15 protein-coding genes are annotated in these 26,504 nt (G+C 65.2%); 3 read left to right on the forward strand and 12 right to left on the reverse strand.

From position 1 onward, the window contains the following. Window positions 1-6 precede the first annotated feature (6 nt). The 5 genes from AB4850_RS07815 to AB4850_RS07835 form a co-directional block, all read right to left on the reverse strand. A complete protein-coding gene (locus tag AB4850_RS07815; RefSeq protein ID WP_414439251.1) occupies window positions 7-1,197 on the reverse strand; it encodes a sugar ABC transporter permease in 1,191 nt (396 codons plus the stop codon). Further along, on the reverse strand, window positions 1,184-2,674 hold the full coding sequence (locus tag AB4850_RS07820; protein ID WP_414439252.1) for a PelD GGDEF domain-containing protein: 1,491 nt from the start codon (window positions 2,672-2,674) through the stop codon (window positions 1,184-1,186). Before AB4850_RS07820 ends, AB4850_RS07815 begins: the two co-directional genes overlap by 14 nt. 77 nt (window positions 2,675-2,751) lie before the next feature. Beyond that, complete coding sequence (locus AB4850_RS07825) at window positions 2,752-3,303, reverse strand: penicillin-binding protein activator LpoB (RefSeq protein ID WP_414439253.1); 552 nt, start codon at window positions 3,301-3,303, stop codon at window positions 2,752-2,754. Between the two features lie 22 nt (window positions 3,304-3,325). Further along, window positions 3,326-7,402: a tetratricopeptide repeat protein gene (locus tag AB4850_RS07830; protein WP_414439254.1), complete on the reverse strand. Its 4,077-nt coding sequence runs from the start codon at window positions 7,400-7,402 to the stop codon at window positions 3,326-3,328. Beyond that, window positions 7,377-10,334, reverse strand: coding sequence for a bifunctional glycoside hydrolase 114/ polysaccharide deacetylase family protein (locus AB4850_RS07835; RefSeq protein ID WP_414439255.1), 2,958 nt, complete (start codon window positions 10,332-10,334; stop codon window positions 7,377-7,379). Before AB4850_RS07835 ends, AB4850_RS07830 begins: the two co-directional genes overlap by 26 nt. A gap of 501 nt (window positions 10,335-10,835) precedes the next feature. Between AB4850_RS07835 and AB4850_RS07840 the strand changes: the two genes are divergently transcribed. Beyond that, window positions 10,836-11,273 (forward strand): carboxymuconolactone decarboxylase family protein, encoded by a 438-nt coding sequence (locus AB4850_RS07840; protein WP_414439256.1) that lies wholly within the window; start codon window positions 10,836-10,838, stop codon window positions 11,271-11,273. A gap of 113 nt (window positions 11,274-11,386) precedes the next feature. Here AB4850_RS07840 and AB4850_RS07845 read toward each other — a convergent pair whose 3' ends face one another. Next, window positions 11,387-12,334: an aldo/keto reductase gene (locus AB4850_RS07845; protein ID WP_414439257.1), complete on the reverse strand. Its 948-nt coding sequence runs from the start codon at window positions 12,332-12,334 to the stop codon at window positions 11,387-11,389. A 414-nt stretch (window positions 12,335-12,748) separates the two neighbouring features. On the opposite strand from AB4850_RS07845, the gene AB4850_RS07850 reads away from it, so the two are divergent. After that, window positions 12,749-14,236, forward strand: coding sequence for a PLP-dependent aminotransferase family protein (locus tag AB4850_RS07850; protein WP_414439258.1), 1,488 nt, complete (start codon window positions 12,749-12,751; stop codon window positions 14,234-14,236). 78 nt (window positions 14,237-14,314) lie between these two features. Here AB4850_RS07850 and AB4850_RS07855 read toward each other — a convergent pair whose 3' ends face one another. Further along, window positions 14,315-14,734: a DUF1842 domain-containing protein gene (locus AB4850_RS07855; protein WP_414439259.1), complete on the reverse strand. Its 420-nt coding sequence runs from the start codon at window positions 14,732-14,734 to the stop codon at window positions 14,315-14,317. 318 nt (window positions 14,735-15,052) lie between these two features. Here AB4850_RS07855 and AB4850_RS07860 point away from each other — a divergent pair, with 318 nt between their 5' ends. Further along, on the forward strand, window positions 15,053-16,351 hold the full coding sequence (locus AB4850_RS07860; RefSeq protein ID WP_414439260.1) for an acyl-CoA dehydrogenase family protein: 1,299 nt from the start codon (window positions 15,053-15,055) through the stop codon (window positions 16,349-16,351). Window positions 16,352-16,391: 40 nt separating this feature from the next. On the opposite strand, the gene AB4850_RS07865 is transcribed toward AB4850_RS07860, so the two are convergent. From AB4850_RS07865 to AB4850_RS07885, 5 genes are all read right to left on the reverse strand, one after another. Beyond that, window positions 16,392-18,983 carry an ATP-dependent DNA helicase gene (locus AB4850_RS07865; RefSeq protein WP_414439261.1) on the reverse strand — a complete coding sequence of 864 codons (2,592 nt, stop codon included), beginning with the start codon at window positions 18,981-18,983 and terminating at the stop codon, window positions 16,392-16,394. Further along, window positions 18,980-20,650, reverse strand: a complete 1,671-nt coding sequence (locus AB4850_RS07870) for a VRR-NUC domain-containing protein (RefSeq protein WP_414439262.1) — start codon at window positions 20,648-20,650, stop codon at window positions 18,980-18,982. Before AB4850_RS07870 ends, AB4850_RS07865 begins: the two co-directional genes overlap by 4 nt. 286 nt (window positions 20,651-20,936) lie before the next feature. Further along, window positions 20,937-21,578, reverse strand: coding sequence for a hypothetical protein (locus AB4850_RS07875; protein WP_414439263.1), 642 nt, complete (start codon window positions 21,576-21,578; stop codon window positions 20,937-20,939). Continuing rightward, a complete protein-coding gene (locus AB4850_RS07880; RefSeq protein ID WP_414439264.1) occupies window positions 21,575-23,917 on the reverse strand; it encodes a hypothetical protein in 2,343 nt (780 codons plus the stop codon). The genes AB4850_RS07875 and AB4850_RS07880 overlap by 4 nt, the downstream gene beginning before the upstream one ends. Before the next feature lie 40 nt (window positions 23,918-23,957). After that, window positions 23,958-26,483 (reverse strand): type VI secretion system Vgr family protein, encoded by a 2,526-nt coding sequence (locus tag AB4850_RS07885; protein WP_414439265.1) that lies wholly within the window; start codon window positions 26,481-26,483, stop codon window positions 23,958-23,960. Window positions 26,484-26,504: the final 21 nt, after the last annotated feature.

Below are 26,504 nucleotides of genomic sequence, written 5' to 3' on the forward strand. Positions count from 1 at the left end.
CTGAACTCATTCGCGGGAGGCGCTGGCCACAGCCGCATCGGGCTGCGGCTGCCAGAAATCGAGGGCGGCCTGCAGCGTCGGCGTGACGGCGTGACGGTCCATCGCGCCGAGCAGGCCGTGCACGCGCACGAAATCGCGGCGCAGGTAGGCCGCTTCGGCCAGGTAAGGCAGCATCCGGTCGCGCGGGAAGCCGCTGTCGATGGCGCGTTCGAGCATCGCGTCGGCCGCGTCGAGGTCGCGCCGCAGCAGCGCGAGACGGCCGCGCAGGCGCCACAATGCGGCGTCGCCCGGCGCGAGCGCCAGCGCGGCTTCGGCGAAGCGGTCGGCTTGCGCGATCGCGTTGTCGTACACGTCGCCCGTCACCAGTTGTTGATAGATCAGCTCGCCGTACAGTTCGGCCAGCGTCTTGAGGATGCGGGCGCGTTCGGTCGAGTCGGGCGAGGCCGCGCCCGTGCCTTCGAGCGCGCTGCGCTCGGCCGTGATGCGCTGGGTCAGCGCCTTTTCCTTGCTTTCGAGGCTGCCATAGGCCAGCAGGCGAATGTCGTCGAGCGGATCGGCGAGCATTTCCTGCAGGATCGGCGAGATCGTGCGCACCGGCAGCGATTGCATCGCCAGCAGCGCGGTCATGCGGAAATCCACGCTGGCATCCGCGTTGCGCAGTTCGGCCTTCAGGCGCGCGCCGCGTCCGTAGGACACCGAACCGATCAGGTATTCGGCGAATTCCGGCTCCTCCACCGAGGTGACCGGCAGGTTGGTGCGATTGGCCGGCAGCACGCGCGCCAGCGCGAACGCGCCGAGCGCACAGACAATCCCGCCGAACGGCACCGCGAAATTGAAGAAGCCGAGCAGCACCACGCCCGGCCAGCGCGCCGGACGCAGCCGGCGCGGCAGCAGGCGCACCGAGCCGGCGGTCGCGAACACGGCCGCCACCAGCAGGATCAGCAGGCAGGTGACGAACAGCGGCGTGTTGACGCGCGAGGACGCGGCCACGGCGGCAGCGTCGGCCGGCAGACCGCCGAGCCACAGCGCCGACAGGTCGGGCGCGCTGCGCAGGCTGGTCAGGCACGCATAGGCCTGCAGCGCGAGCGCGATCAGCAGCGCGATGACGGCCAGCAGCGCGCCGAGCGCACCGCCATCGCGTCGCGCCGGGGCCGGCCCGGCCTCGCCGGCCGGGAGGCGCGGGTCAGCCGGCGACACCGCAATGCTCCATCAGCTTGACCAGCGGACGCATCGGGTCCTGGGCCGGCACGTTCATCGAATACACCGCCACGTGCGCGCTCTCGAAATCCACGCCGAACTGCGCGCGCAGGTTGTCCTCGATGCGCAGCAGATAGCCGTCCGCGCCGCTGTTGCCCGACAGCGGCATCAGCGTCAGCACGGCGCGATGGCTCGGCGTGACGATTTCCCATTGCGAGTCGAGCGCACGGCGCGTGCGCACCACGTGCTCGCACAGCGCGGCGCTGCGTTCGTCGTTCTCGAACACCAGCGTGACCACCGACGACAGCACGCGCGAATCGCGGCGCAGATGCACCAGCCGCGCATAGTCGAGCGCGAAACGGTGCGGACAGTCGGGGAACGCCGCCAGCATCTCGCGCGTAACTTCGGCATGGCGCACGCCGTCCGCGTAGAAGTTGCACAGCACCAGCAGGAACTGCAGGTTGTCGCGCGTCAGCGCCAGGAACGGCATGCGTTCGATCGCCACCAGCCCGACCGGCTCGCCCTTGACGTCGAGCAGCGGCACGCAGGCCAGATAGCGGCTGCCGATCGAGGCCGGCGTGGCGTGCGCCTGCGCGTCGACGTGCACCAGATGGCGCGTGTCGATCGCCTCGCGCACCAGCGGGTCGTGCACGTCGAGCGGTTGCGCGCCGCCCACCGAGGCCGCCACTTCGGCGGCCGGGCCACCATGACGCCAGGCGTGCACGCTGGCCACTTCGAGCTGCACCGCCTGCGCGGCCGAATCGAGGAAGGCCTGCGCGCCGCGCAGCGCCACGTCGCCCTGCTCCGGCGGCGTCGGCAACTGGTCGAACACCACCGTGCGCAGCCGCGCCAGCGAATCGCGCAGCGTGGCCGGACGACTCAGCAGATCCTGCTCCAGGCGCTCGTGCGAGAGCCGCAGCATGAACTGGTTGCGCGTCAGGATCGACAGGCGTTCCGACAGGTAATCGTGCGCGATCCGGTTCTGCCGCAGCCGCGACATCCAGATATCGCCGAACTGGCCGGTCAGCAGCGTCAGGAAGAAGCCGCCGAAGAAGAAGCCGATCGGGAACGGCTTCACATGCGCGACGTCGCCCGCGAACATGCCCGACGCGCCAGTCAAGGGCAGGCTCGGCGCCACCGGCACCGACGGATACAGCACGTACCAGGCCGCCAGCACCACGAAGCCCGACACCAGCCCGAATACCGAGCCGTAGCGCAGCGAGATGATCACCGGCACCAGCCAGATCCAGCCGAAGCCGGAGTGGATCAACAGCGGGTCCTCGGCCATGAATGCACGGCACAGGCCCACCGCAACCAGCGTGACCACCAGCGTCTCGATCAGCGCGACCACGCGCCGGCGCGTGCTGCCGTCCGGCGGCGCGATCAGCGTGTTCCACCATGCGGCCACGCCGGTCGAACGAACGGTGCGCGACTGCCGCGAACCGCCCGGGTCCGGTCCCCTTGCCTGCGTATTCATGCCCACCGCCTGATCGATGTCGATGTCGGATTCATCGCGCCTGCCTTCTGATTCGTCACGTCCGTGCTACCCCGGATTCAACGGGCGAGCGGCGACAGCAGATCGCGCTCGAGCTTCTGCGCCACGCCCGACACGGCGTCGCGGCTCCAGCCGGTGCGGCTTCCGGTGCCGGTCCAGACGATCTTGCCGGTCTGCACGTCGATCACGTCGAAGCTCAGGCCGACGGCCGGTTCGCCGTCCACGCCCACCTTGTAGCGCCATTCGTTGACCGAGCCGGTCAGCGCGAAGCGGATGTTCTGCTGGCGCGCCCAGTTCAGCGCGTTCTGCTGCGCGTCCGGCTTGGCCGGATCGAACAGCGTTTCGTCGTCGCCGCCACCCGGATACGGCACCACGTTCTGGTAGCCGTAGGTGCGCAGCAGGCTTTGCGCGATCGAGCCCGCACGTTGGCCGGCCTGCGGCGTTTCCGTGTGGTTGGCGATCGGCAGGACGGTCCAGGCGTCGCCCTTGGACGCGGGCACTGCCGCGCTGCGGTCGACCACCGCGCAACCGCCAAGCGCGGCGACGGCGAGCGTGGCGGCGCAGACCAGCGCGGCCGCCCGGAAGCGCCGCGATGCGTGGTTCGTGTTCATGCGTTTCTCCTGAGAATTGCGTTCAATACAGCCAGCGATATCGCGCGCCGATTTCCTTGACGGACGTCGAACTGTTCGACGACGCCCCTTGATACAGCCCATACAGCAAAGCCTGATCCCCGCCGAACACGCTGCCGGCCAGGCCGACCTGGACCTGCCCCGTCCAGCCCGCGCGCGAATCGCGCACCGGCCCGGCCGAGAACATCGGCCGCCAGCCCTTCGCGTAGTTCTCGTTCGGATCGTCGCCGAACGAGAACAGCAGCGCGCCCTGCGTAAAGGTTTGCGGCATGAACGACGCGGCGGTGGCGGGCGAACCGTCCGGCAGGATCTGTGCGAGCCGGCCGCTGACCGCCGCATTGGCGGTACTGTACTGGCCATGCGTGAACACCGCGCGGATCGTGTAATCGGGGTAGTCGGCCTTGATCTTGTAGCCGGCCGTCAACTCGACCAGATGGCCGTTGCCCAGGAAGGTGCGGTCCTGGCCGTGAAAGCGCGAGTATTCGTAGCGGCCGCTGCCGAACCAGTGCGGATCGAGCTGGTAGCTGAGGCCGACCGACGCCAGATCCTTGACGCCGCCCACCGTCAGTTGCGTGCTTTCGGTCGCGTCCTGGTTGTAGCCGACCGCGTAGCTCAGCGTGAGCTTCGAGTTCAGGCGCGTGCGGCCCTCGACGCGAGCGGTCGTGATGTTGCGCAGCGCCTCGCGGCGGCCGACCGTGACGGTTTCGTCGTCGTACTGGCCGGTGTGCTTGTACATCGCCTCCAGCACGCGGTCCTGGCTCGGGATGTTCGGCAGCGTCGACGCATCGGACGACTGCTCGCGCTGGCGATAGCCGAGCCGCACGCTTTGCGTGTCGGTCAGCCGCGCGCCGATCGAGGCGCGTTGCTCGTTGAAGTGCAGCGCGCCCTGATTGCTGTAGCGCGTGGCAACTTCCACCGATTGCGCGCTCTTCATGGCCGTCTCGCGCAACTGCTGCTGCATCACGTCGTCGTTCGGCGTGTTGATCAGCGATTGATACGCGCTCGATTGGGCGTCGGTCAGGCGGCCCGTCAGCACCTGCGCGTCCACCCGGTTCTGGCGCGGGATCAGGTCGGGCAAGGTGTCGAGCAGGCGGTTCAGCGTGTTGACGTCGCCGTCGTCGATCGCCAGTTGCGCCTCGGCGTACACCGGGCGGCTGTTGCGGTCGATGAACAGCATGGTCAGCCAGGCGTGTTCGAGATCGGGCTCCTGCTGCGCCTGCGCCCACGACACGGCGGCCTCGCGCGCGATGGCCGACACCACGCGCTGCTCGCGGCGGATCGCCTGCTGCTTGACCGGCGGCAGCATCGCGAAATCGCCGAGTTGCGATTGATACGGCGTGCCCTGTTCGGCCTCGTCGCCGGCCGCGTCGGCGCGCAGCATCTGGATCAGCACGGCGCGCGACGCGTCGCCGGTGCCGAACTGGGTGGTGAGCGAGACGAAGCGGCCCGCCAGATCCTCGCGCTCGGCGTCCGGCAGCGGCGCGGCCTTCGGATCGCGGCGGCGGCGCGCCAGTTCGATCCAGGTCGACTTGCGCAGTTGCCACGCCTCGTCGGCGCGGCCTTCCAGTTCGAGCGCATCGGCGAACGTCAGGCGCCAGAGCGGGTCCTGACGGTTCGCGTCGGCCTGCTTGCGCAGGTAATGCAGCGCCTGGCGGCCATCGCCGAGCCGCAGCGCCGAGGCGATCATCGGCGGCCAGAGCGGTGCGTCCGTCTCGGCGCGGGTCGAGTAGCGGCGCATCGTGTCGCGCAATTGCGCCTCGGTGCCGCGGTCGTTCAGATACCAGAGCCAGGTGACCTGCGCTTCGGTGCTGTCCGGCGCGAGCGCCAGGGCGCGCTGCACGTCGCGCGCCACGTCGTCCTGGCGGCCGGCATCGCGCTCGTACTGCGCGCGCGCCAGCAGGAACGGCGCCGATTGCTCGGCCGCCGCCAGTTGCTCCGGGCTCAACGAGGCCAGCAAAGGGCCGATCCGGCCGCGCGCATGCGCGCGTTCGTAGTAATACAGCGCCTGCGTCAGCATCCGCACGTTGCCGGTCTGGCGATAGCCGAATTCGGCCAGCCGGGCGGCGTCGATCGGCGAATCGTCGTAGAAGCCGATCATCGATTCGAGATCGTCGCGGTTGGCCTGGCCGCCCGCCAGCAGCGCGCGATAGCCCGCGCCGGTATCCCGTTGCTGCTGGGTGGTGGTGCCGAGCATCGCGTAGAAGCGCCAGAAATCCTGGTCGGCCGGCTTCGCGCTGGACTTGGCCGCATTCATCGCGGCAAGCGCCGCGTCGAAACGCGTGCGGGTGTAGAGCATGGTGGCAATCTTCAGCGCGTAGGCCGGGTTCGGGCCGTCGTCGCGTTCGAGATCCTGCCAGGTGCGCAGTGCCAGGTCGTCGTCGCCCTTGCGCTCGGCCACCCGGGCGTAGCGTTCGCGCACCAACTGGCCGATCGGCCCCTTGAAGCGCGCCTGCAGGAAGCGCAGCGCGCCGTCCGGGTCGGCGTTCAATTCGTAGGCGGTCACCGCGGCGTCGATGCGCTTGATGTCGCCCGGTGCGACATCGGCCTGATACAGCGTCAGCGCCAGCATCGCGCGCTGGTCGTTGACGCCCGGCGCGAGGCGCGCCACCTGCTGCCAGGCACGCGCGTCGCCGCGCGTCTGCGCGAGCGCAAGGTAGTTGGCCAACGCCACGTCAGGGTGGTGATTCCATTCCGCGACCTGTGCGAGCCGCTCGTGCCAGCTCGCCGAACCCGGGTCGCGGGCCAGCGCCTGACGCGCCACGCGCTCGGCGCCGGCCACGTCGCCGGCGGCGAGGAACACGCGGTAAGCCAGATCGAAATCCGATTGGCCGGCCTTTTGCTGGACCTCCGGCTCGGCGGCTCGAGCCTGGCTCGCCTGTGTCGGGGCTGCGGCCTGCGAGGCAGGGGCCGAATCCGGCGCGATCGTGCCCGAGGCGACACGGCCGTTCGACGGCGCGGCGATCCGCACCAGATGGACGGTGTCGCCGGCACGCAGCGCCGCGTCGCGCAGGCTCGGCCGGGCGCGCGGCGCGGCCGGTTGCAGCCACGCGGCGCGCAACCAGGTGCCCTGCGCGTTGTGTTGTTCGACCAGCGTGCCCGCCGCGGCCAGCGCCCGTGCGTCGGCTTTCGCGCGCGCGCCGCGGCGTTCGGCCGGGGCGGCATGCAGGCTCGCGGGCCGCACGTCGGGCGCCGCATCGCGCAAGCCCGGCGCCTCCGGGCGCCCGGCGTCGCCGAGCACCTGCAGCAGGCGCGTCACGTATTGCGCGGCGAGATCCGGCCGGCCCGCGGCCAGCGCCACGTTCGACAGGAAACGCAGCGTATCGGGATCGCTGGCGAGATCGCCGACATGCGCCTGGGCCGCGCTCATCGCGCCCTGCATGTCGTTGCCCGCCTGCAGCGCCTTGACGCCGGAGATGAAGGCGCTGCGGCGCGCGGCACGCGTGGCGGCGCGCGCCTGGACCGTGAACCAGGCGTCGGCCGCCTCGCGGTAGTTCTGTCCGCCCAGCCGGGTGGCCGCCAGTTCCGCGAGCCACGCGTCGGCATGCGCCGTGTCGCGTTGCGCCAGTTGCGCGTAATAGCGGCCGGCCAGCGCGTTGTCCCCGAGGCCGCGCGCCTGACGCGCGAGCGCCGTCAGGGCTTCGAGGTCCCAAGGGTGGTCCACCGCCTGCGCAAGCAGCGCGTCGAGTTCGCGAATCCGCGCCGGCCGGGCCGGATCGTTCGGCTTCAGCGAATAGAGATTGCGCTGCGCGATCGAAATGCGGATCGCCAGGGCGTTCAGGCGCGCCGCTGCGTCGTGCGAGGCGTCGAGCCGGTCGATCATGCGCATCACGTCGGTGCTGCGGCCGCCGCGCAGGTACGCGCGCGTGAGCGCCGTCTGCACGTCGGCGTTGTTCGGTTCGATACGCAGCCAGGCTTCCAGGTACGCGATCGACAGGCTGTCCGTGCCGGCCAGCGCCGGCGCGTCGAGCTTGCCGCGCGGATAGGCGAGCAGCAGCATCGCGCCCACCAGCGCACCGACGGCGATAACGGCAGGCAGCGGGAAAAACCGCTGGCGGTCAGAGGTCGCAGGCGACGTCAACATGCAGGCTCGAAGGATCGGAGGAAACGGGTTGACGGGTCACGCGGCAGGCGCCCGCATTGGCGAGCCGGAACTGCGGCGCGATCAGCGAATGCAGGTCGAACGAGAAGCCGCGCGGCGTGCGCTCGAAGTGGTTCAGCACGCCGTTGGCGTCGGCCAGGTACGGCACGCGCGGCGCACGCGCGGCATCGATCACGCTGAAGCGCGCCTCGCTGCCCGTCAGGTGCACATAGGTGCCGCCGGGGCCGGGCGTGTAACCGGCCACGCCGGTGGCGGTACGCAGGTCGGGCGCCTTGCCGACCGGTAGCCGCACGGTGCGCAGGCGGCCCGCGTCGCGCACCACCCAGGCGTCGCCGTCGCGCGCCACGCTCACGTCGAGCCAATCGAGCACCTTGCGCGCGTAATCGCTCGAAAACACCGGCGTGACGGGCTGCGCCAGCACGGTCTTGAAGATCTCCTGCAGCGCCTTCACGCCCGCGAGCTTGGTGCCCGAGAACATGTGGTAGTAGATGTCCATCGGCTTGAAGCGGATCGGCGCGTCGGTCAGCGCGAAGGTTTCGAGCACGCGGTTGAAGCCGTAATACGGGCCGTGCCAGAGGTCGGTGTACAGCTCCTCGTTCTGGTTCGGCGCGAACACCTGGAAGTAGTCGTCCTTGTTCACGCCCAGCGGCGCGATGCCGGTCCAGCTCGGATAGGTCTTGGTGATCACGGTGTCGCCACCGTTCAGGTTCAGCACGCCGGCCCGATAGGCAGCCTTCAGCACCGGCGCGGGCACCTGGCAATCGCCGCTCCACAACACCATCTTCACCGGCTTGTTGGCCGGCGCGATCTTGCTGTCGATGTAGGAGATCGAGCCGCCGATTTCGCGATCGATGCTGAACTTGTAGCCGGGAATGTTGATCGACAGCCCGCTCGTGTTGTCCTGGTCGCCCGCGCCTTCGGCCGGCGCGTCGTCGTCCGATACACCCAACCCGGTAACTCGCATCCATTGCAGCGGGTGCGTATAGGTGTGGGTGGCCACCTCGACGTTCGGCAGCTCGAAAATCTTCCGGCCCAGCTCGCGCAGGTGCGCCGCGAACCCGCGGAACGGGCCGGCGTCGGTCACCTCGCCTTCGATCAGCGAGACGGTGGTCGGCATGCCGGAATCGCGCAGCAGGCGATACAGCGTGTCGCCCGAATAGGCCGGCAAGGCTTGCGTGTTCGGCATGTCGGGCGTCGAATACTCGGCGCGCGAGGCGAAGCCGTCGCCGTCGATATGCGACATCAGCAGGCGGCGGCCGTTTTCGGTGGTGGTGTCGGGCACCGGCATGTCGCTCGGCAGGCGCAGCGCGGTACGCAGGAATTCGAGCGGCTGGGCGACCCAGCGCGCCTGATTGACGGCCGCCAGCGAATACACGCCGAACGGCCGCATCACGTAGCCGCCCCACGGCGTGATCGCCGCGCCGTCGATCTCGAAACGGCCCGAACGCAGGCGCAGCAGCGAGCGGCTGTGCGGGCCGGCGCGCACCGCCGTGTAGTCGCGCGGATCGGGCGTCGGCTTCATCTCGAAGCCCATCAGCTTCGGATCGAACGATTCCACGTCGAGGCGGCCCTTGTCGGGCGCACCGTCCACCATCGTCAGGTCGAGCTTGGCGGCGAGCTTCCCGTCCATTTGCGTGCCGAACGACGTGAACACGGCGATCGGCATGTGCGCGTCCACCTGCGATTCGAGCCAGGCGCGATAGGCCGCGCCGCGCGGCACGTCGTTGTTGAGCCACAGCACGATGCCCGCGTAGCGGTCCGACAGCGGGCCGGCCGGCAGGTCGCCGCGTGCATCGACGTAGTCGACCTGATAACCGAGATAGTTGAGCGGCATCGCCAGATAACGGACGCCCGGCGACACGTTGAGGTCGGTGCGCGGCGGCGGGTCTTGCAACACCAGAATGCGGCGGCGCATCGGCTGGACCGCGCCTACCCCCATCGTCACGAGTGCGCCGTCGGTCACGTACGGCACCAGGCCGTCGGCGCGGATGCGCTCGATCGAGTCGCGCGCGCAGTTTTGGTCGCCCGGTGCGCAGTAGTCGATCGAGATCACCGGCAGCTTGTATTGCGAGCGGATCGTGCGAGCCTGGCCGAGCAGCCAGTCGCGATCGGCCTGCGGCACCGGCTGATAGCGCTGCTGCGCCTGATTCCAGCCGTGATACAGCGATTCGAACGCCACCGCGTACACCTGGTCGTGCACTTGCGGCAGGATTTCGAAGCCGCGGTTCAGGATCAGCTTGACCGTGGGGTATTTCGCGCGGATCGCGCGGATCACGGCCACCATGCCGGCTTCCTGGCGCGCACGCGCCTCGGGCGTGGTGGCGGCGAGTTGATAGGAATCGAGCGTGTCGAGGAAGAAGCCGCGGTAGCCCTTCTCCCACAGCGGACGAATCACCCGATCGACGAAGAACGCCGGCCATTCGGGCTGGCTCTGGTCGATCACGCGCGAAGCCCAGGTGGCGTTGCTGCCGGCGAACCAGCTCTTCGGGATGTCCTTGTAGTAATCGCGCGACGGCAGCACTTCGCCCACGCTCGCGTAGGCGAACCATGTCGTGTGCGGAAGCGGGTGCATGAGCGGATCGAAGCCGCTGTCGGGCTCGACCACGGCCGCGTCGTACGCGGACAGCAATTCGACGGGCGGACGCTTGCCGTAGAACAGCGCGAACGACGGCTGCGCGCCGTTCGTGCCACTCATGCCGGCCGACGCCCCCTGCTGCTCGGCGGCTTGAGACGCTTGCGGCGCCTGACTCGCGTCGTCGGCCAGCGCGACCGGCGCAACGGCCGCCGCCGAGGCCAACAGCGCAACCGCGCCGAGCCAGCGGCGACAGGCCTGAACAGCCTCGCGTGCCAGCAGGCCAAAAGCGGCGCGGTGGGTCGATACGCGGATATCGAAAGGGCGTCGGCGGTTCGTCATCGATTTCTGTGCGTCGAATGGCGGGCGATGGATCATGACACGCCACGACCGGACCGCCCCCTTTTTTAGATAGGGCGATTCTAGCCAAAGAATGTGTTAACGCAAATCCTTAGTCTTGCAAACGTTACAGTCGCGACACAATGTTCGATGCGCTTTCGCTATTGATGCAAAACCTGTGTCAGCCGGGCGTTTTACAGCGATCAATTCACGAAAATGGATGCAATCTCCGCAATCAGATTTCGCACGACCGTTCTGCAACAACGTTTCGCGAAATCCACTATTCGGGATGAATCATTTCGATGAACGTGCCGCGCCGGTTTCGCAGTTTTCGTACCTGCGGATGACACGATCCAGCCGATCGGGCAGACGGCATGGCGTCCGGCCGGCCCGTTTTAGTGGCTACCTGAAAATTCCAGAAATTGGACATTTTTCATAGCCACCGACACCTCTACTCTGTGTTCACCGCGTCACCACGCGCCCTCACCCAACACGGAGTTCACCATGTCGTCCCGCCTCGATTTCTACCAAGCCAACCCGCCCGCCATCAAGGCCATGCTCGCGCTCGAAGCGCATATCGAACGTTGCGCGCTCGACCACGCGCTGCTCGAACTGGTGCGCCTGCGGGCCTCGCAGATCAACGGCTGCGCCTATTGCGTGGACATGCACACCGCCGATGCGCGCAAGAACGGCGAAACCGATCGCCGGCTCGCCACCGTGGTGGTCTGGCGCGAATCGCCGTTCTTCACCGAACGCGAGCGCGCCGCGCTCGAATGGACCGAGGCGCTGACGCTGGTGTCGCACGAGCATGTGCCCGACGCTGTCTGGCAGGCCGTGCGCCCGCATTTCAGCGACGCCGAACTGGTCGACCTGACGCTGCTGGTCGGCGCGATCAATGCGTGGAACCGTTTCGCGGTGGCGTTCCGCAAGCTGCCGGCCTGAGCGGCGACACGCCTATGTAAACAGGCGAGAAAAGCAACGGCCCGGGCACATCGTGCACCGGGCCGCTTGGTGTTGCGCCGGCGGCAATGCCGGCGCGCATCGGGCGTGAGCGCTCAGGCGGCGCTGGCCTCGTCGAGTTGGCGTACATCGTCGGCGCTCAGGTTCAGGCGGATCGCCTCGCCGAGCGCCTTCAATTGATCGAGCGAGGTGGCGCTGGCGATCGGCGCGGTGATGCTGGGCCGGGCGATCTGCCAGGCCAGCGCCACCGAGGCGGGTGTCGCGCCGTGCCGCTCGGCCAGGGCGTCGAGCGCATCGAGAATCCGCAGGCCGCGCGGGTTCAGGTATTTATCGATGCGCGCGCCGCGCTTGCTCTTGCCGAAATCGGCCTGGCTGCGGTACTTGCCGCTCAGGAAGCCGCTGGCCAGCGCGTAATAGTTGACCACGCCGAGCTTCAGGTCCTCGACGACCGGTTCGAGATCGCGTTCGTAATCGGCGCGGTCGTACAGGTTGTACTCGGGCTGAATCACCTGATAGGCCGGCAGGCCGTCGCGACGGCTGATCTCGGCCGCCTCGCGCAGCCGCGCGCCGCTGTAGTTCGACGCGCCGATGATCCGCACCTTGCCCGCATCGACCAGCGTGCGGTACGCGCCCAGCGTTTCTTCCAGCGAGGCCGAATCGGCGAAATCGCGGTGCGAGAAATACAGGTCGATGTAATCGGTCTGCAGGCGGCGCAGCGAATCGTCGACGGCCTTCAGGATGTTCTCGCGCGACAGCCCGGCGCGCGCTTCGAGCATGCCTACCTTGGTGGCCAGCACGAAGCGTTCGCGCTTGCCCGAACGCTTGAACCACTTGCCGAGGATCGTTTCCGATTCGCCGCCCTGGTTGCCCGGCACCCAGGCCGAATAGACGTCGGCGGTATCGATGAAGTTGATGCCCGTGTCTTCGAGCGCGTCGAGCAGCGAAAACGACGTGGCTTCGTCGGCGGTCCAGCCGAACACGTTGCCGCCGAACATCAGCGGCGACACCTGGATATCCGAACTGCCGAGCGAGCGGGTTGCCATAGCGGGTTTCCTCCGGGGGGATGTGGGACGCGCCGCGTGATGGGAGTGAAGCGGCGCGAGGGATGTCGATGCGCGTCATGCTAGTGCGACGGATCGACGCGACCAACCGATTAAACCTGAAAAGGAAAGGGCTTGCGCTGGGAAGGGTGGCACCTGGTGGCGTTCGCCGGGGTGTGGCTCGTGCGGGACGATGTGTTTCGGCTTGGGCGGCATGTTTGCCCGGGCGCGCTGCGCCGGTCGGACCATCGCCCTGGCCGTTCGGCCGGCTGTTCGGCCATCGATCGATCCCCTACAATCGCCGTCCTGCCTCCCTTGCATCGAGCGCCCCGCCATGTTCCGACTTCCCGCCTCCCTCGCCTGCCGCCCGCTTCGCGCGCGCGCCGTGGGCCGTGCAGGCGGCGCGAGGCGCGCACGATGACGCGCCGCACCGGCCCGGCCGCCCCCGGCACGCGCTACGAAGCGCTCGCGCACGCGCTGGCCGACGAGATCCGCTCGGGCAACGTGGCCGTGGGCGCACGGCTGCCGTCGCTGCGCCAGATCATCGCGCAGCACGGCGTCAGCCAGTCGACCGTGTTCCGCGCCTACTACCTGCTGGAAGAATGGGGCTTGATCCGCGCCCGCGAGCGCTCGGGCTATTTCGTCGCGCCGGGCGCGCGGCTGGCCGCCATCCCGGCCCAGGCAGCCCAGGCGGCAGCCGATGCCGCGCATCCGCCGTCCACGCGGGTGGACATCAGCGAGCTGGTGTTCTCCGTACTCGACGCCGTCAAGCGCCCCGACATCGCGCCGCTCGGCTCGGCGTTCCCGTCCCCGGCGCTGTTCCCGCTGCCGCGCCTCGCCAAATCGCTGGCCAGCGCCGCGCGCGAGCTCGATCCGTGGAGCACCGTGGTCGATCTGCCGCCCGGCAACGAGGCCTTGCGCCGCCAGATCGCGCTGCGCTATCTCGGGCTCGGCATCGCGCAGCCGCTCGACGAGATCGTCGTGACCAACGGTGCGCTCGAAGCGCTGAATCTGTGCCTGATGGCCGTCACGCGCCCCGGCGACGTGGTGGCCGTGGAAGCGCCTGGCTTCTACGCCGCGTTGCAGGCGATCGAGCGGCTCGACCTGCGCGCCGTGGAGATTCCCGTCGATCCGGTCACGGGCCTCGATCTCGATGCGTTGACCGATGCGCTGGCGCGCCATCCGATCCGCGCCTGCTGGTTCATGACGAGCTTCCAGAACCCCACCGGGGCGCTGCTGGCCGAGGCGCGCAAGCGCGCGCTGGTGGAATTGCTGGCGCGCCATCAGGTGCCGCTGATCGAGGACGACGTGTACGGCGAGTTGTATTTCGGCCCACGCGCGCCGCTGCCCGCGCGCGCGTTCGACCGGCACGGCCTCGTCATGCATTGCAGTTCGTTCTCGAAAACGCTCGCGCCCGGCTACCGCATCGGCTGGGCCTCGGCCGGGCGCTTCGCGGCGCGCGTGCAGCGCCTGAAGCTGATGACCACCCTCTCGGCCAGCATCCCTGTGCAGGCCGGCCTGGCCGATTACCTCGAACACGGCGGCTACGACCGCCATCTGCGCAAGCTGCGCGGCGCGCTCGAAACCCAGCTCGACGCGATGGCCCGCGCGATCGCACGTTGGCTGCCGCGCGAGGTGCGCTGGGCCCGCCCGCAAGGCGGTTATTTCGTATGGATCGAATTGCCCGACGAGATCGATGCGATGGCGCTGCATGCGCGTGCGCTGGCACTCGGCGTGGGTCTTGCGCCGGGGCCGATCTTTTCAGCCTCGCATGCGTTCGCGAATTGCATTCGCGTGAATTTCGGCCATCCGTGGAGCGATGAAATCGAACGCGCGATTCGCACGCTGGGGGAATTGCTGAATGATCCGGCCGTGCGGCGAGGCGAAACCAATTCGCGCGATTAATCGCCACGCCTTAAACACTTGAATAAATAAAACCCGCCCGATCATGTCGGGCGGGTTTATTACAAAACTAATACATGCTCAGGCGGCGCGTTCGCTGTTTTGCAGCAGCCATTGCACGGCGACATCCTGATCTTCGATGCGATGCACGGTATCGCCGAGCACGTACGTGTAGGACGCCTTGCCGGTCTTGCCCCAGATGCCGTCGAGCTGGATCACCAGTTCCGTGACATGCGGCGCGCCCAGCAGCGGCGGAATCGCCGAGCCTTGCAGCGCGTACACCTGCTTGGCTTCGCCCAGGCCGAGCGCGTGCACCGAGCCGTTGAACGCCGTTTCGTTATGCAGCGGCGGGTTGGTAGCCTGGGTCAGCACCCCGTGGCCCGTCACCTTGTTGCTGGCTTGCGGCACCGTGAGAATCGCCTTCAGCAGCAGGCCGCCCGGAAGGCCCAGCTTGCCGATCGTGAAATTGCCGGTGTGATTGAACGGATAGATTTCTGCCATGTCGTTCCCCATACGTGATTGAAAATACAGTTCTCGTTATGTTTCCGCATCTTCGAATGCATTCGAAGACGGCGCAAAATTAACATGCGGTTTTTCGGAGCGTCAATCACAAACTTACAATGTTTATTTTTATATCGAATCAGCGCCAGATAAGGCACCTAAGATTAATTAAAATGAAAACCAACCTACCGCATATTATGTTTATTGCCTCTTAGCTATCCTTCTTCACGGAATATCGATTCGCAAACTCGTTCGTTGCCAGTGGTAGGCACGGCTTCGTATAACTCGATTTCGATCCACCAGCGAGGAGTACCCGCCATGCCGCACACCGCCGACCGCCCGACCCTCTCCACCGGCACCGATTACGACGCGCTCGCGGCGCGCTTTCGCCCCGTGTTCGCGCGCATCGCCGAAGGCGCCGCCGAGCGCGACCGAACCCGCACGCTGCCGGTAGAGCCGATCCGCTGGCTGCGCGAGGCCGGCTTCGGCTCGGTGCGCGTGCCCACTGACTCAGGCGGTTCGGGTGCGTCGCTGCCGCAACTGTTCCGGCTGCTGACCGAGCTGGCCGCCGCCGATTCGAACCTGCCGCAGGCGCTGCGCGGCCATTTCGCGTTCGTCGAGGATTGGCTCAACGCCGCGCCCGGCGAGGCGCGCGACGTCTGGCTGGCGCGTTTCGTCGCCGGCGAGCTGGCCGGCAACGCCTGGAGCGAGATCGGCGAGGCCGTGATCGGCGAGGCCGGCACCAAGGTGCACCGGCGCGACGGCGAATGGGTGGTGGACGGCGAAAAGTTCTACACCACAGGCAGCCTGTATGCGGACTGGATCGACGTCTACGCGCAGCGCGCCGAGGACGGCCTGCCGGTGATCGCGGCCGTGGCCGCGAAACAGCCCGGCGTGGAGATCGCCGACGACTGGGACGGCTTCGGCCAGCGCACCACCGCCAGCGGCACGGCGCGCTTCAAGGGCGCGCGTGTCGATCCGCACGGCTTGATCCCGTTCTCGCAGCGTTTCCGCTATCAAACCGCGTTCTACCAGTTGTTCCATCTGGCGACGCTGGCCGGCATCGCGCGCGCCGCCGAACGCGACACGGCGCGGCTGGTGCGCGAGCGCCGCCGCGTCTACAGCCACGGCGCGGCCGCGCGCGCCGCCGACGATCCGCAGATCCTTCAGGTAGTGGGCGAAGTGGCGTCGTGGGCCTACGCGGCCGAGGCGATCGCGGTGCGCGCGGCCGAACCGGCCCAGCGCGCCTACGAGTTGCACGACGGCACGGATACGCCGGCCGAGCACGCGGCCAACGTCGACGCGGAACTGGAGTCGGCACAAGGCCAGGTGGTAATCAGCGAACTGGCGCAGCGGGCCGGCTCGCATCTGTTCAACGCGCTCGGGGCGTCGGCCACGCGCGAGGCGGCCGCGCTCGATCGGCACTGGCGCAACGCGCGCACGGTGTCGTCGCACAACCCGGTGATCTACAAGGCGCGGATCGTCGGGGATCGGTCGGTCAACGGCACGGAGCCGGTTTTCGTGTGGAAGATCGGGATTCCGCCGGAAGCGGCGGCAACAAAGGCAAACGGCGACGCCTCGCCGCCCACGGAAACGGCCGACCGCCGCGCAGCCTGAAGAAAGCGGCCTGAACCTGGGGCCGCCTTCCCGGCCCTGTTCAATCGATCCGCCACCATTTCGGCAGCAGCCGCTGCACCTCGCGCCGCCGATAACGGTCATCGATCAGGTGCACGACGCCCTCGTCGCGCTCGGTGCGGATCACGCGGCCGGCCGCCTGCACCACTTTCTGCACGCCCGGAAACAGGTACATGTAGTCGTAGCCGCTGCCGAAGCGCGCATCGAGCGCGCGCCGCATCTGCTCGTTGACCGGGTTGACCTGCGGCAGCCCGAGCGTGGCGATGAACGCGCCGATCAGCTTGTCGCCCACCAGATCGATGCCTTCCGCGAACGCGCCGCCCAGCACGGCGAAGCCCACCCCCTGCCCGCCGTCGTGGAACCTCGCGAGGAATGCGTCGCGCGCGGCCTCGTCCATGCCGCGCTCCTGCATCCACACGGGCACGTCGGGATGACGCTCGCGCATCAGTTCGACGACGCGCCGCAGGTAATCGAAGCTGCTCAGAAAGCCCAGATAGTTGCCGGGCCGCTCGGCGTATTGCCGCGCGATCAGCTCGACGATCGGCGCCAGCGAGCTGTCGCGGTCGCGCCAGCGCGTCGACACGTGCCCGGCCACGCGCACGGCCAGTTGCTCGGCGCGGAACGGCCCGTCGACGTCGAGCGACGGCGTGGCGTCCGGCAGCCCGAGCGTGTCGAGATAGAAATGGAACGGCGTCAGCGTGCCCGAGAACAGCACCGTGGCGCGCGCGAGCGCATGGCGCGGCGCGAGGAAATCGGCGGGAATCACGTTGCGCACGCACAGCACCGATTTGGCCTTGCCGCCACGCGAGCCGCGCACGCGCGCCGCCTCGCCCTCCACCAGCGTGGAATCGAAGATCGAATGGGTGTCGAACTGTTCGGCCAGATTGACGAAGTGCATCGCGTCGAACGCGAACTGCAGCACCTGCGGCTCGATCGACAGCGGCACGTCGGCCATCAGCTCGCTGACGCGGCCGATAAAGCGTTGCGCGGCCAGCAGCAGCGCCTGCGGCACCTTGTCGTGCACGAGATAGCTTTCGGTCTGCTCGCGGTTCAGCGCGTTCCACTCGCGGTTCAGCCGTTCGAGCGGCGCGGCCAGCGCGGGCGTGGCGCGGCGCTTGGCGTCGGCCATGACGAACTGGTCGAGCGTCGCGCTGTACATGCCGCGCGCGCGGTCGAGCAGATTGTGGGCCTCGTCGACCAGCACGCCGATCCGCCACTGGTTCTGCACCGCCAGCGAGTGCAGCAGCGCGCTGCCGTCGTAATAGTAGTTGTAGTCGCCGACGATCACGTCGCTCCAGCGCGCCAACTCTTGTGCGAGGTAGTACGGGCAGATGTCGTGGGCGAGCGCGACCTCGCGCACCGTCGCTCGGTCGAGCCGGTAGCGGACCAGCGCGTCGGTGCGCGCGCCGTCGAGGCGGTCGAAGAAGCCGCGCGCGAGCGGGCACGATTCGCCGTGGCAGGCGCGGTCGGGGTGTTCGCAGGCCTTGTCGCGGGCGACCAGTTCGAGTGTGCGGAGCGGGAGGATGGGGGTTTCGGTGACGGTGGCTGCGGTGGCTGCGGTGGCTGCGGCTGCGGCTGCGGCGTCCGGCCGGGATGCGGCTTCGGTCGCGGCCGGGGCATGCGCTTCGGCTTGTTCGACGGTTACGGTGGCGTTGGCTGCTTTGGCGAATTCGGAAGCTTCGGCGGTTTCGGCGGTTTCGGCGGTTTCGGCGGTTTCGGCGGTTTCGGCTGCTTCGGCTGCTTCGGCTGCTTCGGTGGAATCCGTGGAATCCGTGGAATCAACAGCTTCAACAGCTTCGGCCGCTTCAGCGACCGGCCCCGCCTGCATTGCCGCCGCCCGGTGCGCGCCGCGCAGCAGTTCCAGCGCGTCGAGCGCGAGCGCACGGCCCGGCGTCTTGGCGGTCAGGAACAGCACGCGGTCGAGATAGCCGTCGCCGCAAGCGCGCAGCATCGGGAACAGCGTGCCGACGGTCTTGCCGATGCCGGTGGGCGCCTGCGCGAGCAGCGCGCGGCCGTCGCGCGCCGCGCGATAGACGTCGGCCGCCAGCGCGCGCTGGCCGCTGCGAAACGCGCCGTGCGGAAACGGCAGCACACGCAGCGCCGCGTCGCGCGCCTCGCGATGCGCGGCCTCGCTGGCGGCGAACACGGCGAAGCGCTCGCATTGCGATTCGAACCAATCGCGCAGCGAATCCGCGCTGTGCGTCTCGGTCAGCACCGATTCGCGCTGCGAATCGACGTCGTAATAGACGATCGCCACCGTCAGGTTCGCCAGGTCGCGCATCTTGCAGAGCAGATGCCCGTAGACGCGCGCCTGCGCCCAATGCAGCGCGCGGTGGTTGGCCGGCATGCGATTCAGGTCGCCGCGATAGGTCTTGATTTCCTCCAGGCGGTTCAGCGCCGGATCGTAGCCGTCGGCGCGCCCGCGCACGCTGACGCCGCCGTGCTCGCCGGTCAGTGCGATCTCGCGTTCGTAACCGTCGTCGCGGCGCGACGTGACGATGCCGTGCCCGACGATGCCTTCCTGCGACGACGGCGCAGGCGTGAAACGCAGGTCGAGATCGCCGGCTTTCGCGGTGAACTCGCACATCGCGCGCACGGCGACGGTGTAGTTCATGCGCAGCGCTCCTGCGCCTCGGGTTCGGCCCATTCGACGTCGATCACGCGCACCGGCACGCCGTGCGCGACGCAGTAGTCGAGCCAGCGGATCTGGTTGTCCTGGAGCCGGTCGCCCGGCCCTTTCACCTCGATCAGTTCGTAGCGGCGCTCGGCCGGCCAGAAGCGGATCAGGTCGGGCAGCCCGGAGCGGTTGATGCGCAGGTCGTCGAGCAGGCGCTCGAAACAGCGGCGCAGATGGCGCGGATCGATGCAGTCGAGCGCGAGCGCCAGCAGCGCGTCGTCGAGCGCGCCCCAGAACACGAACGGCGATTGCAGCCCGGCCTTCTCGCGATAGCGGCGCACGATGGTGTCGCGATACGCGCCGGTATCGAGTTCGGCCAGGCTCGCGTCGAGTTGCGCGGCGCGCCGCAGCCGGAAATCGGGCGCGTGCAGATCGGCCGGGCCGCGCTGGAACGGGTGAAAGAATGCGCCGGGCACGGCCGCGAACACCGCATCCCAGCATAGCAGCCCGAACAGCGAATTGATCAGCGTGTTCTCGACGTAATAAACGATCGCACCGTCGCCGCTCAAGTGCGCGCCCACCGCCGTTTCGACCGAATGCGATCGGTCCGGCACCGCCAGCACCAGCGTCTCGCGTGCGGCCGGCGCGGCGGCCATTGCCCGCGCGCCGGGCCGGCCGGCACGCCGCAGCAGGCGCGGCATCATCCGCGCGATGCGCTGCCGCTCCTCCTCGTTTTCCGGTTGCGCGGCGGCCGTTTCGGCCAGCGCCAGCGCGTCGGCGTCGCGGCCGCAGCGCTCCAGCACGCGCACCTGGCGGTGGCGGCTGCCGGGCCAGGCGCTCGCGCCGTAGGCCGCCAGCGCGCCGGCCCAATCCTCGCGACGCTCGCAGGCATTGCCGATCTGGTGCAGCAGCTTGGCGCGGCGCGTGCCGAGCCAGGGCTGCGGGCAATCGATCGCGTTGACGTGGCTTGTCAGCGTGTCGAGCGGCATGGCTTCGGGCCACACATCGAGCGCGTCGCGCAAGACGAACAGCGCGAGATACGCATCGACGTCGGCGCGTCGCTGGAACGCACGCGAAGACGGCGCCAATTCGACGCGCTCGTACTGGAACACGCCGAGATCGGCCAGCACGAATTCCGACCAGTCCTGATGGAGATTGCCGAAGAACATCAGCCGCAGCCGGTCGCACAGCGCGCCGACGCGCACTTCCAGCACACGATCGCCGGTGGCCGGCAGCCAGGCCTCGAAGGCCTGTTCGGTGCTGTGTTCGGCGCGCAGCGCGTCGAGCCATTCGGCCTTGCGCGCGCCCTTTGGCGCGGCGAATCGCTGGCTCAGTTCCGGGCGCGTGGCAAGCGCGAACACGCCGTCGAGCGTCAACGCGGGCGCTGCGTCGACCCAGCCGAGCGCCACCAGCGGCGCGGCGGCGGCCGGCGTCGCGCCGATCTCGTCGTAGGCCAGCTTGCTTTCGCGGAAATACGGGCCGCTGCGCATCAGCATGCGCACGAGTAACGCGCGCGATGGTTGCGGCAAGGCCGCGAACGCTTGCAGGAAGCCGAGTTCGGCGGCGTCGAACAGGTCGTCGTAGCGGGCGGCAAGCCAGGCCAGGGCGCGCTCGAAATTGTCGAGGTAGTAGAAGGCGTACGGGGTGGGGACGGCGGGGGGCACGGGGTTCGGGTGGGGCTGCTTGGCGACGAAAACGGCGAGGTTGGACTGAAAGGAGTCGGATCTATGAAAGTCGATTGGGTCAAGGTGCGTAGGATAGCGCGCGGGCGGGCTTCTGACATGGATTGGAATTCACGATGTCAGCCCCCCGCGCTGCGGCCGTCCGATTAAGGCATTCACTAGTATCGAGCGCCAACATCGGCGCCTGAATGATGCTTTTACCGCAAGACCTCGAATGCATTTTCCAGGAGGATCTTGTAATTCGACAAAACAAACGTTCACCTCCCGATCAAGGGCCGCCGAATAGTGATTCACACCCTCCATCTCGAACGACATTCTTCTTGCTTTCCAGATCCCAAACACCAGGATAAGAGTCGGGCCCACACGACATACTGCCATCCGCACTAACATATCGACCGTCAGCGGAAATCCTTGCGAGAGATAACAATTCGTTATAGCCAAATGATTCCTCTGCAATTTTCTGCTGACTTTTTGAGTGACTATACATACCTGGGAAATTCGCCACCGCCCGATCGGACCCCAACCTCCCGACCGTGGCAATGAAACTAAATGGTCTGACTGCGACGACATCTAAGGCAAGATACAGTTTTTTTGTGACATTAACATCAGCCACAGCACCCACCTTCTTGGGAATTCGCTCAACCTGAACCTTCCCTCCCTGGCATGCAATAAGCGAATCCACCGTCACATATTCGATATCACCTAGAATAACAATCGTCTTATTCCAATTGAACTGCGGCGTGACATCTTTTAGTCTTTGATCTATTTCACACTGCTTTTCTGCGCCATGACTATCACGAACGACAATTGACCCTGTTGACGTGACATAGCTCACCGACTCAAAACCATCAGCGCAAACACCAGAAGAAAAAAATACAATCAAAACAGCAAAAAATTTAGATATCTTCAATTTAACACCTTTAAAGCTGCAAGCGTGTCTTTGTAGCGATCCTCGGCCTGAACACCTTGTCCGTTGATTGCTTTACTAACAATCAACGATCTCTCTTTTAGCGCACCAATCTCCCCATCAGTAGCTGGAATTTTAGCACCTCCCTTATCTATCTCAGCCTTTATATCAGGCCGAATATACGTTACATAAAATCCCCCACTATCAATGCAATTAAATGGATTGACAATAACTCGGTCGGGATCATCAATTGGTGCGGGCCGCAATGACATACGCCCTGGATCATGATTCTTGTATGCGCGATCCGACCACCAACTGGCATCAAAATCAGCCTTTTTCAACCAACCTCGATATGTCCAATAATCTGAGTAATTGGATCTCCCCGTGAGTTGCTTGAAGCCTCGACCACGAAATTTCTGCGCATCAACATCGCCGACATTTCCAAGCAACCAGCTATAGGAATGCGCAATCAAGCCCCCTTTGCTATTTATTTTATCGCTACTAAAATAACTATCGAGCTCCCCAGCCTCCCTTCCATACCAGTGCCCAAGATCCGCCTCGGATACCAGCGACTTCGGGTTGAGTTTCCCATTGAGCATACTGGCTTCTTGCATGGTTGTGAGGCTGCCCGACTCAACCGCTCCCTGCCCCAAAAAATGCGATTGTCGCAAAGGAGTCGTGAAAACATACTTCTGCATTACTTGATTCAACGCTATACGATAGCGCTCTCTAATCGACTCCGGTGTTTTAGAGTAAATTTGAGCCAGCGTGGACTTATCAATCCAACCGCACTTCCGCATCCAGGTAATAAACTCGATAGGATGAAAATGCCACAAAGTTGGACTCAGACCAAGTGCTGCATCGCTCCACCACTGTTGCGCAAGCGCATGTTGCTTGAATTGATCGTACTGTTCCCGCGTCAGGGCCGACCGAACCGAATTGTCCCCCCAAGTACCATCCGTGAGTAAGAATTCATAAACCTGATCGAACGAAGACGGATCCCACTCAGTGTGAAATTCACACACCAGGCGGCGCAATTTTTTACGCACACCAGCATCGTTGAGTTTCGAGCGAGCAACGTCATCCGTGACATCTCCTACGTTCGATGTGCCGATCAGTTCGAGCACGGCCTTGACGTCACAGCGCCCGTCTGGCGTCGACCCTGTTCCCTTTCCACCGTTAGGAACGCGAATCCACCCGAGAAATTTTGGAAAATCGGCATCGGAGAGTTTGATTACATTCGCGGCATTCAGATTAACGGCCCCGACCTTGTCCACTCCCCAAACAAGATACTTCCAGTTGGCCACATTGGCCTCATGCAGCGCATCCTCACCTACGACTCGCCCATATCTTAATAATTCGTAGGCCGCACTCTCCGACTCAGGTGCAATTATTTTACTAATCGCATGCATTTCATACTCATACCGTGCCATAGGTGCAAGTACCTCTCCGATCAGATCGCCACTTTCAGAAAAGCTGCTCGATGAATACGTCCCATTCTTGAATGCAATACTGACATAGAGAATCTTGTCCGTTACGCCAACCTGTTTCGGCGTCATCTTGATCGGCTCCGGCTCACCAAATGGCTGAACATGGATTGCGGCAGGATCGGGCTGTATATGATTTCGGTGCGCCGCGGCGAGCACGGCTTGGATTCGCTTGTGCTCGGCTTTATCGTGCGCGGACTTTCGCCCCTTCCATTCGTCACGCTCGATCAGAGATTTTTCTGGCGACTCATCATAGATTGATGCACCAACCGGAACGATGAAGTGCATATCTCCCCATAAGTCCGAATCCCCAGAATTGTCTTTGGCAGAAAAAATCTTATAAGGTTCACCAGCACGTTTGATGAGTGCGTCTACGCCATTTTGATTAGTGAAAATTTCAAAATGGACTGCGGGCAAACCCGAAATCGCCCCTCCTTGCCCAACAATCTTTTTCCGCTCGATGTCCTCTCCCTTTTTCACGGCAACCGTTTTCAAATGCATCGTGACAGACCAGAACACGAGATGAGTATTTTTGCCAGTTTCCGCAGTATGTTCTATGACAACGCAACCGTTGTCGGTCCAGTCATATTCTCCGCCGTAGTTAAGCGGATCATTGGGGTTGGAGTTTTTCGTGGCCGGCGCACGAACAAACACGACTTTTCCGTCAGCGACTGCACGAATTGGCTCTGCTCCGTAACGAAGATGCACGCCTCCATGCCAACGCATGTTGGCACTGAGCGGATAGGCGCCTGAGCCGAACGCGGGATCAGGAAACCATGTATCGGCATATTTGACATCACGCGCAGCATCACCAACATCAGCGTCCATCGATTGAATTGGATAACTGATAATCATAATTTATCTTGACACGTTCATCGATCTATCTGACATAGCATTATTGTGAAAAAACGAACTTACCCGGCAACTTCAAGTCCCCTGTCGGGAGTTGCGGCATCGGCCAAGACTGGGAAGTGGGACCGCTAAAATTATGCTGCGCCCCTTTGACATCGATTTTCCCTGGCGCATGCACTTCGATGTTGCCGTCTGAAATTCGAATATATGCACCGCCCGAAGTCAGCAATACTTCTTTCTGGGCAATAAGCTCAACTAGATCCGTTGCCGAAATGACCTTGAGTGCCTTCTGCGCAGTCAGTTCAATGTTGTCAGACTGTGCCTGGATCTCCACCTTCCCCTTGCCCGCGAACAATTTCATTCCCGCGCTCTGCACGAACAGGCTAATTTTTTCCGCGATACTTGCCACCACCGACTTACCCACCGCGATATACGTGCTCTGCCCACTGACCAGATTGATCTGCTGTGACGCCGACACGTGCAACGACTGCTGCGACGACAACCCGATCGCGGCCGGGCTGCCGAACACCATCACCGGTTGCTGAAACGCGTTCGCACTGCCGGTGCCCCCGCCTGCCGTATTGCCACCCGATGCGGCACCGCTGGCGCTATTCAGCGTTGCATCGGTCAACGCACGCATCGCATCGTGTGCATCCTGTAGGCTTTCCGCCTGGTGCTGCACGCTGACGGCCGATAGCGATTCCACCACGCTCTCGGTGTTGACGAGTTGCTGCTGCGCCTCCTTCACATCGAGCGGCTGACTGTTGACGGCTTTCGGATACGTCGTGACATAGAGGCCCCGGCCGGCCCGCACCGCCCCATAATCATCGGTACGAAGATCGAAACCGCTACCGAGATAGCCGCCGCGAGCATTTCCGTTTTGATCGATCAGATACCCGAGATGCAGCATGCTGTTCGCGCTACTGCTCATCAGTTGCAAGCGATTCTGGCCAGTCGCGTCGTCCATCACCACCTGGTTGTAGCCACTGCCGGCATATTCCTTCGAGCGCTGGCCGGACAGAATGCCGTTGCTGTGCCACTGCGGCTTCACCGAACCGTTGTAGACACGGTGCAGCACGATCGGCCGGTCGCAATCGCCGCCCACGTAGCCGATGATGACTTCCTCGCCCACGCGCGGCATGTGCACTCCGCCATAGCCACCGCCCGTATCCGACTGCGCAACGCGCACCCAGCATGAGGCACGCTCGTCACCGTCATTGAGGCGATCCCACACGAAGCGTACCTTCACGCGGTTCAGTTCATCCGTGTACACCTCCTCGCCGTCCGGGCCGACCACGATCGCGGTCTCCAGATGCACCTTCGGCTTCCCATGCTCGAACGGACTTCGGTAAGGAACGGCCACGCGCTGGGTCTCGATTTCGGCCAGATAAAAGCCCGTTGCACCGTCGTCGTGGGTAACAGCCATCCCCTGATAGGTCGCCTTCGCCGCAGCCAGTCGCTTTTGCAGGCTATGCGGGAAATTCGTTTCATGATCCGAGGCCGGGAGATTGTTTTCGATGTAGCGCCGAACGGCAATTGCAGCGAATTCACGTCGACTGGCCGGATCGCGGTCATGCTCCGGATGCCCCGTCAGCAGGAAGCGTTGACCCGCATCGATCGATCGTGCGCCCCCGGTTGCGAGGAACCGTTTCGCTTGCGACTCCCACGCTTCCAGATGCATCTTCGACAGATGCTCGCCACGATCCTGCTTCGGATAGGTGTAGGCGCCCGTGTATTCGTAAACTTCCGTTTGCTGCGGCAAATCCCCCTGGTTTCCCATCGTCGGAAGGGTTGTGCCCTTGGGATTTGCGGCCGGTGCCGGCGCCTTGTAATCGAACGTTCTCGTTGTATGCGCCGAACTTTGCAGCGTCCGCGATCCGGCCCATTGAGTGAACGCGTCGGCCTCGCTGCCCGTGCCGGACCGGTAGAACAGAATCGTATCGGGCACGGCTTCGTCGAGCGAATGGATGTCGTCGGTCACGACAAGCATGTGCGACTTGCCGTCCGTTCCCTGCCGCCAGAATCCGAACAGCCCTTCTTCCTCCATCAGTCGATGGACGAAATTCCAGTCGGATTCGCTCTGCCGGCAATACGAGCGCGCCGGCAATGCCGTCGACAAAGCGAATTGAAAGCCACCCTGTGATTGCGGATGCTGATTGAATACGTCGGTAATGATCGAATCGGCGGATTGATCCTGCCAATACCGCATATCGCTTCGGAAGCGCAGAAAGTGCATCCACGGTGCAAAGGTCAATTGGTAGGCCGTCAAGCTGCCGTCCGAACCGAGCCGGCGCGCGGTATGGATGTAGCCGTTCATGGGCAGATAGGACATGCTCGCCTGCTGTATCCAGAGCGTCATGGGCTGCGCGATCAGCGACTTGAGCTCGACATCGCCGGCCCTCGAGATCATGTCGAGCGTGATGCTGAAATCCCGCCCCAGCACGGATTCGGTCACCACCCTGCACGGCACCATCGTGTGGTCCGGCAAACACGGAATGTCCGTCTTGATGAGCCGGTCTTGCTGAATCAGGCCTCCCTGGATGGCCTGATTCAAATCGGTCAAATTCATTCGTTACTCTTTTTTGAATAG

This window comes from Burkholderia sp. 22PA0106, from assembly GCF_047497155.1.
Classification (GTDB): domain Bacteria; phylum Pseudomonadota; class Gammaproteobacteria; order Burkholderiales; family Burkholderiaceae; genus Burkholderia.

Bases quoted from the DNA above. Each gene is read 5' to 3' on its own strand.
- AB4850_RS07825 (WP_414439253.1), bottom strand. From the start codon at position 3,303: ATGAACACGAACCACGCATCGCGGCGCTTCCGGGCGGCCGCGCTGGTC.
- AB4850_RS07850 (WP_414439258.1), top strand. From the start codon at position 12,749: ATGACGCGCCGCACCGGCCCGGCCGCCCCCGGCACGCGCTACGAAGCG.
- AB4850_RS07860 (WP_414439260.1), top strand. From the start codon at position 15,053: ATGCCGCACACCGCCGACCGCCCGACCCTCTCCACCGGCACCGATTAC.
- AB4850_RS07865 (WP_414439261.1), bottom strand. From the start codon at position 18,983: ATGAACTACACCGTCGCCGTGCGCGCGATGTGCGAGTTCACCGCGAAA.
- AB4850_RS07830 (WP_414439254.1), bottom strand. From the start codon at position 7,402: ATGTTGACGTCGCCTGCGACCTCTGACCGCCAGCGGTTTTTCCCGCTG.
- AB4850_RS07820 (WP_414439252.1), bottom strand. From the start codon at position 2,674: ATGAATACGCAGGCAAGGGGACCGGACCCGGGCGGTTCGCGGCAGTCG.
- AB4850_RS07855 (WP_414439259.1), bottom strand. From the start codon at position 14,734: ATGGCAGAAATCTATCCGTTCAATCACACCGGCAATTTCACGATCGGC.
- AB4850_RS07840 (WP_414439256.1), top strand. From the start codon at position 10,836: ATGTCGTCCCGCCTCGATTTCTACCAAGCCAACCCGCCCGCCATCAAG.
- AB4850_RS07880 (WP_414439264.1), bottom strand. From the start codon at position 23,917: ATGATTATCAGTTATCCAATTCAATCGATGGACGCTGATGTTGGTGAT.
- AB4850_RS07885 (WP_414439265.1), bottom strand. From the start codon at position 26,483: ATGAATTTGACCGATTTGAATCAGGCCATCCAGGGAGGCCTGATTCAG.
- AB4850_RS07835 (WP_414439255.1), bottom strand. From the start codon at position 10,334: ATGACGAACCGCCGACGCCCTTTCGATATCCGCGTATCGACCCACCGC.
- AB4850_RS07845 (WP_414439257.1), bottom strand. From the start codon at position 12,334: ATGGCAACCCGCTCGCTCGGCAGTTCGGATATCCAGGTGTCGCCGCTG.